Source organism: Pseudoalteromonas carrageenovora IAM 12662, assembly GCF_900239935.1.
Lineage (GTDB): Bacteria > Pseudomonadota > Gammaproteobacteria > Enterobacterales > Alteromonadaceae > Pseudoalteromonas > Pseudoalteromonas carrageenovora.
Genome location: NZ_LT965928.1, coordinates 661,692 through 673,362, shown reverse-complemented (window position 1 = coordinate 673,362; position 11,671 = coordinate 661,692). Strand labels below are relative to the sequence as shown.

Genomic DNA, 11,671 nt, shown 5'->3' with positions numbered 1-11,671 from the left:
TAAAATGAGACAGGTAAAAGCTATTAAACTTTTACTAACTTAATTTTGTGTTTAAAAATATAAGATAACAGGACTTAACACGTCCTTAATTATGCTGCGTGTTTGTTTCAATAATAAGTTAAACACGCAGGATTTTAGTCTACTTTTTCTGTAGGTTTTCCCAGAGCAGTTTACTAATATTTTCTATAAATGCTGGGTCTTCTTGTTTTATTGTTTGTAAAATATGTTTGTTTATTTGTGTTTTATTTTGAGCGTAAATCCAGCGATTTTTATTAAATTGCTGTGCAAATTCAAGTACACCAGCTTGTAGCTCTTCGTTATTAGTAAACACTTCTTCTATTACATTGTTTGTTAAAAGATCGCTTGCACCAACACGCTGCCCAGACATAGCTAAGCGGTTAAAATAGGTGTGAGGAATTGCTTTATGAATAATAGGGATCATAGAAGGCACAAACGGGACGAGTACATCAACCTCAGGAAAACAGAAAAAGCCTTTGTCTGATTTCATAAATCTAAAATCACACGCACACGCAAGTACAGCACCATTACCATAAGTATGGCCGTTTAACGCTGCAATAATAGGCATCGGAAAGGTAACAATACGCTTTAATAGCTGAGTTATTTCAAGCATAAAGTTAGCGATATCTGTAGGTGTGTTACTTGAGTTAGACATCCATTGTAAGTCGATTCCAAGTGACCAGTTTTTATCACTCGATGATGTTAATACTACCGATGTAATGGCTTGGTTACTTTCAATGTTATCTAGGTGTTGGTTAAGCTGCGCTAAAAATGCGGGGTTGTGGCGGTTTTCAGCGGTGTTCATGGTTAATATAGCGGTGTTATTTTCGTTTTTAAACTCTATTAATGCTGTCATTAAACTCTCACTTGTTGTTTTTTAGCGTAACTTTAAGCGCTGTTCGTTACTTTTATAAGTAACATAGTAATACTTTACTTATAATTTATAAACCTAAAACAAGTTAAGAGCCCCTCCTGCGTTATTTGTGTGGCTTATGGCTATCGCATTAAATTAGAGAGTTATTTGACGCGATAGCAAATTTGTTTTTAATAAATGGATACTAAAGCCAGCCTTTTTGCCTTGCAATACGCGCGGCATCTACACGGTTTGTTGCGTTTAGCTTGGCTATAGCATCAGACAAATAGTTACGCGTAGTGCCTTCGCTTATAAAAAGCTGCTTAGCAATCTCACTTGTTTTAAGACCATCGCTTGCAAGCTTGAGTGCTTTGCGTTCTTTGTCGGTCAGTGGATCGGCGTCGTCTAGGGCGTTAATAGCAAGCTCTGGGTCTATTACCTTTTGCCCTTGCATTACTTTTTTGAGCGCGTTGATAAGCTCATCGCTCGGGGCTTCTTTTAATATAAACCCTTTAACACCCGCACTTAATGAGCGCCTTATATATCCCGCTCGTGAAAACGTGGTCATTATTACCATTTTTATAGCAGGAAACTTTACCGCTATTTGCTCACTCAGCTCTATACCATTCATGTTAGGCATTTCGATATCCGTTAAAATAATATCTGGCATGCTATCGTCTGTAAGGTTAGTAATTGCTGTTAGCGCATCTTGGCCGTTACTTGCTTGGCCTATTACCTCAATATTAAAATCAAGGCTTAGCAAAGCAGCAACTGCGTCGCGAACCAGCGCTTGATCTTCCACTAAATATACTTTGATCATTGTAAATCCTTAGCTGTAATTGGCAGTATTACATTTAAAGTAAAGCGCTCGCCACATGTAAAACTAGCACTACCATTAAGTTGCTCTGCGCGCTCTTTTATACCGTTTAAGCCATTGCCTGCGTTTAACGTGCTGCAAGGTGCATGATCGATAACCGTTATAAGTAATTGCTGCGCTGTTTGCTCTATATTTATTTCGCTGTTTTTTGTACTGCTATGGCGCAGTAAATTAGTAACGGCTTCTTTAATTATAAGGCCTGCTAAGCCTTCTACTTTAGCGGGCAAAGTATTTAAAACCACGTTAAATGTAACGTTAAACTCTTGCTCTATAAGCCTTTGTTTAAGCTGCGCTATTTGGCTTACTAAGTTAAGTTGTTTTAAATCGCTTACTGCATTTCTTACATCGCTAAGTAACTGCCTAGCTAAATCGGCTACTTGGGCTATTTCGTTATTTGCCTGCTCATAGCGCTCACCTTGGTTTAATTTATTGGCAAGCTCTGCCTTTAATGCAATTGATGAAAGGGAATGGCCTAAAATGTCGTGCAGGTCGCGCGCTATTCGTTCACGCTCAGCAATGGCCGCTAACTGCTCTAGTTGGTTAGCACTTTCTTGCTCACGCTTTTTGTATAAGCTTTCTCTTTTTGCTGCAATACCGTAACTAAATAATGTGGCGCATAGAATCAAAGCAACAGCTAAAAAGTATTGAACCTTACCTATATCACCAATATATGCACTTAATAAAACCGTGAATGTAATTGCGAGTGCAGCATAAATTCTTTGATGGGAGCTGTAAGAGTAGCCTGCTACGTAGGCTACAAAGCCAAATAAAGTAGGCGTACCTGTGGTGTAAAAAGTAGCGCAAAAACAAATTAATAGCATGGCTACAAACAACTTGGTCACCCGTACACTTTTACAGTTTATTGCCTTTACATACAAAAGAATAAAGGCAATATAGAAGGCTAAAGACATAATAATTTGATTAGCTGTAAAGCTCGCAAAATTAATTATGAGTGGGAGTAAATAAAAGCCAGTAAAAATTAAATGTCCATATTTCCAAAAACCTTTATCGCTTTGTTGAGAAAAACTGCTTAGCGAGCTCATGCTGGTACCTCATGCATATTATTTTTACTTATAGCATTATTTTTATTAATAAATATAAATAACACAAAAATACTAATGAGTATAAAGTAATCATTTATTGAAACACTAAAGCTAAGTGATTCTAAAAACTCGCTAATAGCTAGGCTTATTAAAACTAATGTATTCATAGCAACCTCCAAGTAAGTAAGGTAACTATGCCAAAGCCCAAAATTAATAAGAGTGTGAAATGTCATTAACTTTGCTGACAATTGTCATGTTTTATAAATTTCATCCTGTAGGCGTTCGTCCAGTGATAACATATTAAAAAAAAGGAGATGATGTTTAAATGCAGCCACAACAGCAAAGTTTAATTTACTTACATATTGCCGTATTACTTTTTGGGGGCACTGCCCTTTTTGCAAAACTAATTGGTTTAAATGCGCTTGATATTACTGTTTATAGAACCGCCATTGCTGGTATGGCTATTTTCGCCATGCTGTACTTTCAAAAAAAACAAATAAAGCTCAACAAGCCAAAAGACTATTTAATAGCGCTATTCTTAGGTGTAGCAGTAGGCTTACATTGGGTAACTTACTTTGCAGGCATGCAAATGGCAGGTGTTACTATTGGTATGCTGGCTTTTTTTAGCTACCCCGTGATGACTGTTTTTTTAGAACCACTATTTAATAAAAGTAAGCCCCAAGCAAAAGATATAATAAGTGCAGCTGTTGTAGTAATGGGCATATATTTACTCGTACCAAGTGCCGATTTAGGTGACGATGTAACCATTGGTGTAATTACCGGGATTGTATCGGCTTTGTTTTTCTCAATTAGAAATATTACCCACAAGCGCTACTTTAGCCAGTACGGCGGCCCACAAACTATGTTTTACCAAACCTTAGTGGCAAGTTTAATGTTATGCGCATTTATTGAAGTTCCCGTGTATGAAGTTAGCGACCACGACCTAATTTTAATTGCTGTGGCGGGTATTATTTTTACGGCTACACCGCACTCGTTATTTGCAGCCAGTTTAAAACATTTATCTGCAGCAACTGCGGGGTTAATTTCTTGCTTACAACCACTTTATGGCACAATACTGGCTATAGTAATTATTCATGAACGCCCTACTTTAATGACCCTCCTTGGCGGTGCGCTTATTGTTAGTGCTGCATGTTTTGAAACCTGGTCTATCACTAAAAAGGCTCGACAATGAAAGTATTTGCACACCGAGGTGCCAGCGGCGATTACCCCGAAAACACTAAAAGCGCAATTTTAGAAGCACTAAAAGCGGATATTGATGGCATTGAGGTTGACGTTCAAAGTGCGCTTGATGATTACATGATTATTCATGATTCATGGCTCGATAGAACCACCAACGGAACAGGTAAAGTAAGGGCCTTTAATGCCCAAGCTTTATTTAAATTAGATGCGGGCAACGGCGAAAAAATACCTACGCTTCAGCAATTACTAGATTGGAATAACAATAAAACATTATTAAATTTAGAGCTTAAACACACCTTTGAGCTTGAAAAGTTTGCAGCTGTACTTGAGAACAATATTGCAGCTGGCAACATATCAAAAGATAACGTTTTAGTGTCGTCGTTTGATCATCATCAATTACAGTTCCTAAAAAAAGCACTACCATGGCTTAAAATAGGCGCACTTACATCGTCGATTCCTCTACATTATGCAAAATTTGCTCAAGAGCTAAATGCATTTAGTGTTCATGTAGATAAAAGCTTTGTAAATAAAGCATTTGCAGATGATGCTAAAAAACGGGGCCTAAAGATTTATGCTTATACGGTCGATAAAGAGCAAGATATAACACTAATGCTTGAGTATGGCGTAGATGGAATTTTTACTAATTACCCTGCGCAAACTAAAGCTTATTTAGCGTCGAAATAGCAAAGGTAGCTTACCTATTGCTAATAAAAATTACAGGGCTTGAGTTTAATGAGTAGTTTTATGAAAATTTATAAATATGTAGAACAAACATTCTTTTTTACGCTAACCCGTAAAATAGTTGGCAACTTGAGCTTTGTATTTTTGTTTCAAGCAATTACATTATTTTGGTTATACCAAAGCTTGAGCGAACAACAGCAAAGTACGGGGCTATTTTGGTTGCTAACTTTAGTGATTATATTTGGCTTTGTTTTTACTCTTTTTTATATGCGCTTTTTAATTGTACGCCCTGTAACTGCAATGCGAGATACCTTAATACAAATAAACCAGCAAGATGCCAATTTAGCAGCCAAACTCCCTCATTTTTCTTACGATGAATTTAAAGATTTAAGTACGCAGTACAACCTATTTACTACTCATTTAAGTGAGCTATTAAGTACTACGCACAATAGCGCTCAAGCTAGTGCTCACAGTAATACCCAAGTGACTGAGTCTATGCAAAGTACTGAGCAATCAAGTGAGCAGCAAATTAATTTAAGCCACAGTATTATTAATGCCAGTATGCGAATAACTCAAAGCTTACAAAACATAGTAAGCAACACAGACAGCGTGCATGAGGTAAATAATGAGCACCTAAATTTTGTAAAGCTCTCAGCATCAGAGCTTTTAGCTTTAGTTGAACAAGTTAAACTTATTACCAATATGCTAGGTAACTTTTCAAATACGGTGGCAGGGCTTAAAGAAAACAGCGAAAACATTCGCAGCATATTAAAAATGGTTGAAGAGTTTTCTGATCAAACTAATTTATTGGCACTAAACGCTGCAATTGAAGCGGCTAGAGCCGGTGAAGCTGGTAGAGGCTTTGCAGTTGTTGCTGATGAAGTACGTACGCTTTCAATAAAAGTAAGTGGTGCAACTAGGCAGATTAGCGACTTTATAAATCAAATGAACGAGCTAGTAAGTGAAACAAACAAAGAGTCAGAGCAATTAATTGCCCACTCTAATAGCGCGCAAAGCGCAATAAGTAATACATCTGATGGCTTTACTAAAATGCTTAATGAGTTTGAACAAAACCAGCAGCAACTCCAGCAAATAGTAAATGCAGTGCATATGTTGGAGAACACTCAAACACAAACTCATCAATCAGTAGAGCAGATTGTAGCGCTTGGTGAGCAAGCTAAACAGCAAATAGACACAGCCCTTAACGATTGCCAAAAATCGCAGCAATTAAGCTTACAAACCCAGCAACAGTTAAAGCGTTTTGTACTTTAACAGGCGTTTTCGCCCACCAGCAAATATGTTAAATTACGCGGCTACTAATTTAAGCGTGAAATGTGTGTGAGCAACCCTACTCCAAATTATGAACAACTAGCCCATCAAATCAAAGTATGGGGGCAAGAGCTTGGCTTTAGCGAGGTTGGCATAACCGACATTGATTTATCTAAACACGAAGCACAATTACAGCGCTGGCTTGATGCGGGTTATCACGGGTCAATGGATTATATGGCGGCACATGGCATGAAGCGCGCTCGCCCTGCTGAACTAGTACCCGGAACTCAGCGCGTTATTTCGGTAAAAATGAATTACCTTCCCCCTGATGCAAGCTTTGCTAAAACACTTAAAAATACCGAAAAAGCCTACATTAGCCGCTATGCTTTGGGCCGCGATTACCATAAATTAATGCGTAATAGGTTAAAAAAGCTAGGCCAAAAAATAGAACAAGAAATAGGCGCTTATGGCTTTAGGCCATTTGTAGACTCAGCGCCGGTGCTAGAGCGCCAGCTTGCTGAAAAAGCAGGGTTAGGCTGGCGTGGTAAACACTCTTTATTAATAAACCAAGAAGCCGGTTCGTGGTTTTTTTTAGGTGAGTTATTTGTTGATTTACCTCTACCAATTGATGATGAAAACACCTTTGAAGGCTGTGGAAAATGTGTAGCCTGCATTACGCTTTGCCCTACAGGTGCGATTGTAGAGCCTTATGTGGTTGATGCACGTAAATGCATATCTTATTTAACTATTGAGCACCAAGGTGCTATACCACAGCAGTACAGAGCTTTATTAGGTAATCGTATTTATGGCTGCGATGACTGCCAACTTGTATGCCCATGGAATCGCTATGGAAAAATAACCGATGAGCAAGATTTTCATCCTCGTACACAATTAAAAGATAAAGACTTACTTGAGTTATTTGCTTGGGATGAAGCAACGTTTTTAAAAAACACCGAAGGCAGCCCTATTCGCCGTATTGGCCATGAGCGTTGGTTACGTAATTTAGCGGTGGGTTTAGGAAATGCCGATTTTAGCCCTAAGATAGTTTTTGCCCTTGAAGATAAAGCACTAAAATGTAGCGAGCTTGTTTTAGAGCATATTAATTGGGCACTTACACAGCAAAACGACAAACAGCGTGTGCAACTTCGTAAAACCCTTAGGCTGATTAGAATTGTAGAAAAAGGTTTACCCCGAGATGCTTAAATACTCGGGAGTAAACCTCTAGATTTAAACGTACTAGCTTTTTAACAGCAACGATAAATGTTGCTCAATTTCAGCAAAGGCTGCTTTTACTTGTTTTACAGACTCCTCTCTAGCAATTGAATTTTGGATTGTTTCATCTACTTTTTTATAAATAAACACCTCCTGATCTTCATCTAGCCCCATTGTGGGGATACGCTCTTCAAGCTCTTCTTGTAATTGTTTAAACACTTTTTCGTTACTTTGGCGGTTCTCATTTAATAAGCTAATTAACCCATGAAATTTACTGTGGACTGTACTTGCAACAGCATTGAGCTTTGCCTGCTGCGACTCGAGCATTTTTTTGGTCATAATTGCACGTAATTGCTGCTCGGTAACACTTACAATAAAACAAACATGATCGCGTATACGTCCGTGCTTGTCTGGATCATGATCTGGCATGTTTAAAATAAGCAGGCTGATCAGTTCATAATTAACTAAAATTCGATGCGAAAATTCATGTAAGCGCCCTTTATTTTTAAGCATTTCAAATAGCTCAACAACAATAGGCGAGCATACGCCACTTAGCGCAAAGTGGTTGATTTCATCGCCTTGTCTAAATTCAACATTGCTTTGTAAATCAAATGACTTGAGGCAATCAATAAGTGCTTTACCAAGCTCTTCTGGTTCGTTAATAAACCCGATGTTTTCAACATAATTAACTATTTCGCCCATTTCACTACTGTTGGCCATCGCATTAAATGCAGTAGAGGTCGCGTCTTCAACTTGCTTTTCAAGGCTTTGTTTTTCAATAAGTACTTGGTTTAAATTTTTAAGTTTAGATTTGAGCTCATCGTGACCAAACGGCTTTACAATATAATCTTCAGCACCAACAGAGTAGCCTTCCATTCGCTCTTCAACCGTGCCACGTGCCGATACAAACATGACAATAATGTGCGCTGTATTTGGGTTCGCTTTAAGTGCTTTACATACTTCGTAGCCGTTCATTTGCGGCATACTTACATCAAGTAAAATTACTTGCGGCATATAGCCTTCAACCATCTCTAAACACTCAGGGCCACTGGTTGCTACTTGTAACTCAAAATCAAGTTCTTCTAAAATCTCTTCAATTATTTCAAGGTTAAACGGCTCGTCATCGACGGCAAGAATTTTAGTTAAGGCCATAATTTATCATCCATTCAAATTCTTCAAAAAGTTACTTGGCGTGCCAAAAAAACAATCAATGATTTTGCTGCTCTAATTGTTCTTCGGCCAAATGTTCATCTAGGTTTATTTCCAGCGGTACTTGTATGCATACAGTTGCACCACCGTTTTCGTTATTTTGCGCAGTTATTTCACCTTGGTGTAAAGACACAAACTCTCTACACAAGGCAAGGCCTAAACCGGTACCACCTGCGCCACTGTTTGTTTTGCTACTTTGCGCAAACTTGGTAAAAATATGTTCAAGCTCATCTTCAGGTATACCAATGCCGTTATCGATTACTTCTATTGTGGCAAGCTTATGATCTGACTCAAGGGTTACTTGTATTTTACTTTTTGGCTCACTGAACTTTAAAGCATTGCCTAACACATTTCGTAGTAATTGATTTATTTGCTCTTCATCGCACTGTGCAATAACAGGGAGTGGTTGTGCAGTAAAAGCTATTTCAATTTCTTTTTCCATAGCAGTACCCGATACATCATCAATGCTTGTTTTAATGATATTTGCCAAATTATATGGCCGAGGATTAAAAGGAAATTTACCCACATCGAGTTTAGATAAATCGAGTAAGTTATTTAGCAACGAAAGTAGACGCTCGCCACTACTTTCAATGCGAGATAAGTACTTAACGAGTTTTTCTTTGGCAAAATCGCCTGCAGCTAGCTTGCTCAAACCAAAGCGCGAAAAGCTTAATATTGAATGCATTGGTGTGCGCAGCTCATGCGACATATTCGCTAAAAACTCTGACTTACTGAGATTGGCAGCTTCAGCTACGTTTTTAGCATGTTCCAGCTGTGAGGTACGCGCTCTTACTTGCTCTTCAAGTACGTCTTTGGCCTCTAGCAATAAGTCTTCTTTTTGTTTTAGATGAGTTACATTTTTAAAAATTACAGCCAGTGCAATTTCACCGTGGTGATCTATTTCGTTAAAAGAACCTACTAGCGGAATATAATCACCGGTCGTTTTAGATAACCGTAAATCACAGCTAAATTGGCGATTACTATTTAGTGTTGTAATTTTATCTTTTATACCACAAATAGAGTCGTCATCTAAAAAGGTAAATACAGATTTACCCTCTAGTTCATTAAACGGTAAATTAAAGAGTTTTAAACACGCATCGTTAGCTTCTATTACTTTACCACTGCGTTCAAATAACATGATGGCGTCTGGCGTATGTTTATAAATAACTTGGAGTAAGCTGTCTTTTTCGATTAGTGCATCTACGGTATCTTGCAGCCTTTCGACAAGCTCTGCATTATGGCGTTTTAGTAACTCTGTTTGCCATAATTTATGGACCGACTGTAATAAAACGCTGTCGTTTAAAGGCTTTATTAGTACATCTTCTACGCCTTGGCGAATAGCTTCTATCATCGAGACTTGATCGGGGCGAGAGGTAAATAATAAACAACGGCAGTGCGGCTGAGTTACTTTTAATTTCGAAAAAATATCTAACCCAGTACCATCACCTAAAATAAAGTCGCTAATTAATATATCTATATGCTTATCTTTACATATTCCAAGTGCTTGGGCGCTGTTAATGGCGGTATGTGTTTCTATATGTGCACCCACCAAACTGTTTTTCATTTTCTCGAGGCGCTCAGGAATGTGATCGACTAATAAAATGGTTGGTAATTTTAATATATGGTTTGAGCCCAGCTCTAATAGACTCTCTAGTAGCGAGGTGATTTCTTTGTTAGAAAAAAACGGGTAAACCACCGTTGCATTGGGAGCAACATGGTTTAATTGACTAAAGGCAGATAACTACTCACCGTTTTCTGCTTTTGGTGCAAGCAGCATAAAGCGCTCTTGCGCAACTTCGCTTGCAAGCGGCTTAATAGCATCTACAGGTACACCATGGGCCACTATAACAAGGTCATAGTCAGCTATGCGGGTGTACATTTCTAGCATGCTAAAATGAATTAATTCGACTTCACATCCTATTAATTCTAAAAGCACCTTCACCCTCATGGCGATGACGCTGCTACTATCAACAATTAATATTTTTCGAATCATCAAGCTACACTTAAAAATTAATAAACTTAATATGTTAATAGCGTAGTCTATTTTTATTTAATTGGCATAAGTCCTTGTACTTATTTTGTAAAAAAATATTACCCGAATATGAAACACCTTTAATTAAATGTGTTTTCCAAAAATAGTAAGGCTATATGGTGTGCCATCCATAATGGCAACATTGGGTAATTCGCCCCATACATCAAACTCAAAATGCTTAAATAACTTTATGCTTGGCACATTATGGCTAAATATAAACCCAAGTAATACTTTAATATCCAACTGCTTAGCTGTAATTTGAGCAAACTGCATTAACTTTTTACCTAAACCTTTACCTTGTGCTTTGCTGGTAATGTAAATACTTACTTCTACTGTACCGTCGTATGCGGGACGCCCATAAAACGACTTATAACTTAGCCAAGCAAGTACTTTTTCATCTTCGCAGTAAACATATATAGGTCGATTTGCAGTATGGCTATTAAACCACTCACGTTTTTGTTCAACGCTTACTTCTTCGGTATCTGCGGTGACCATTCGAGACGCAATTGTCTCGTTATAAATAGCGACTATTTCACTTAAATCATTAATATTTGCAAGGCGAGTTGTCATAGTTACTTGAAGGGTTGATCAATTTTGTTCATATTAGCGTATGTTCCCCCTATCAAACAATCGTAAATGTAGGTGCAAGTTATGCTAAAAAAAATTATTTTAGGGTTAGCTGCGTTATGTATAAATATACCATTGCACGCATACGCATCGTCTGCTGAAAACGAGCAAACATGCCAAGACTTTACCAATGTAAATATACGAAAGCTGCGCTCTGAGGAAACGATTAACTTATGCCAGTTTAAAAATAAGCCTTTGCTTATTGTAAACACAGCCAGTAATTGTGGGTTTACCTCGCAATTTAGAGGGCTTGAGGCACTTTACAAAGAATATAAAGATAAGGGATTGGTAGTGCTTGGTTTTCCGTCTGATGATTTTTTTCAAGAAGAAAATGACGAAAAATTAACAGCAAAAGTATGCTTTATAAATTATGGCGTAACGTTTCCTATGTTTGCCACCAGCGAAGTACGTGGTAGTAATGCTAATGCAATATTTAAACATTTAAATAAGCAAACAAGCTCACCTAATTGGAATTTTTATAAATATTTGGTGTCTGCTGATCGTAAAACAATTACTCGCTTTAACTCTAAAGCTGAACCATCGTCAGCACGCTTAGTTAACGCAATTGAAAAAGCACTATCTAATAACTAAACTGGTACAATTAGTGTAATCTGACTAGACTAGTTTTCATTCGATTAAAAAAACATCAC

General features: G+C 37.8%; 11 protein-coding genes and 1 pseudogene. 5 read left to right on the top strand and 7 right to left on the bottom strand.

The annotated features are described in order from the left end of the window. Window positions 1–139 precede the first annotated feature (139 nt). From ALFOR1_RS03175 to ALFOR1_RS03160, 4 genes are all read right to left on the bottom strand, one after another. Complete coding sequence (locus ALFOR1_RS03175) at window positions 140–874, bottom strand: enoyl-CoA hydratase/isomerase family protein (protein WP_104642028.1); 735 nt, start codon at window positions 872–874, stop codon at window positions 140–142. A 202-nt stretch (window positions 875–1,076) separates the two neighbouring features. Further along, on the bottom strand, window positions 1,077–1,691 hold the full coding sequence (locus tag ALFOR1_RS03170; protein WP_058547046.1) for a response regulator transcription factor: 615 nt from the start codon (window positions 1,689–1,691) through the stop codon (window positions 1,077–1,079). After that, the gene (locus ALFOR1_RS03165; protein WP_104642027.1) at window positions 1,688–2,791 is read right to left on the bottom strand and encodes a sensor histidine kinase; all 1,104 of its coding nucleotides are present in this window, start codon (window positions 2,789–2,791) and stop codon (window positions 1,688–1,690) included. Before ALFOR1_RS03165 ends, ALFOR1_RS03170 begins: the two co-directional genes overlap by 4 nt. Next, window positions 2,788–2,958, bottom strand: a complete 171-nt coding sequence (locus tag ALFOR1_RS03160) for a hypothetical protein (protein WP_165491308.1) — start codon at window positions 2,956–2,958, stop codon at window positions 2,788–2,790. Before ALFOR1_RS03160 ends, ALFOR1_RS03165 begins: the two co-directional genes overlap by 4 nt. Before the next feature lie 158 nt (window positions 2,959–3,116). Between ALFOR1_RS03160 and ALFOR1_RS03155 the strand changes: the two genes are divergently transcribed. The 4 genes from ALFOR1_RS03155 (at window position 3,117) to queG (ending at window position 7,144) form a co-directional block, all read left to right on the top strand. Further along, window positions 3,117–3,983 carry a DMT family transporter gene (locus ALFOR1_RS03155; protein ID WP_104642025.1) on the top strand — a complete coding sequence of 289 codons (867 nt, stop codon included), beginning with the start codon at window positions 3,117–3,119 and terminating at the stop codon, window positions 3,981–3,983. Then, window positions 3,980–4,675, top strand: a complete 696-nt coding sequence (locus ALFOR1_RS03150; protein ID WP_104642024.1) for a glycerophosphodiester phosphodiesterase — start codon at window positions 3,980–3,982, stop codon at window positions 4,673–4,675. Before ALFOR1_RS03155 ends, ALFOR1_RS03150 begins: the two co-directional genes overlap by 4 nt. 48 nt (window positions 4,676–4,723) lie before the next feature. Further along, the gene (locus tag ALFOR1_RS03145; protein WP_104642023.1) at window positions 4,724–5,944 is read left to right on the top strand and encodes a methyl-accepting chemotaxis protein; all 1,221 of its coding nucleotides are present in this window, start codon (window positions 4,724–4,726) and stop codon (window positions 5,942–5,944) included. Window positions 5,945–6,010: 66 nt separating this feature from the next. After that, on the top strand, window positions 6,011–7,144 hold the full coding sequence (queG, locus tag ALFOR1_RS03140; protein ID WP_104643614.1) for a tRNA epoxyqueuosine(34) reductase QueG: 1,134 nt from the start codon (window positions 6,011–6,013) through the stop codon (window positions 7,142–7,144). 33 nt (window positions 7,145–7,177) lie between these two features. Here queG and ALFOR1_RS03135 read toward each other — a convergent pair whose 3' ends face one another. The 3 genes and pseudogenes from ALFOR1_RS03135 to ALFOR1_RS03125 all read right to left on the bottom strand — a co-directional run bounded on the left by ALFOR1_RS03135 (window position 7,178) and on the right by ALFOR1_RS03125 (window position 10,964). Further along, window positions 7,178–8,305, bottom strand: coding sequence for a response regulator (locus ALFOR1_RS03135; RefSeq protein ID WP_104642022.1), 1,128 nt, complete (start codon window positions 8,303–8,305; stop codon window positions 7,178–7,180). A gap of 55 nt (window positions 8,306–8,360) precedes the next feature. Next, window positions 8,361–10,355 (bottom strand): annotated as a pseudogene (locus ALFOR1_RS03130) (ATP-binding protein). 123 nt (window positions 10,356–10,478) lie between these two features. Continuing rightward, a complete protein-coding gene (locus ALFOR1_RS03125; protein ID WP_104642021.1) occupies window positions 10,479–10,964 on the bottom strand; it encodes a GNAT family N-acetyltransferase in 486 nt (161 codons plus the stop codon). An 81-nt stretch (window positions 10,965–11,045) separates the two neighbouring features. Here ALFOR1_RS03125 and ALFOR1_RS03120 point away from each other — a divergent pair, with 81 nt between their 5' ends. Further along, a complete protein-coding gene (locus ALFOR1_RS03120; protein ID WP_104642020.1) occupies window positions 11,046–11,612 on the top strand; it encodes a glutathione peroxidase in 567 nt (188 codons plus the stop codon). Window positions 11,613–11,671: the final 59 nt, after the last annotated feature.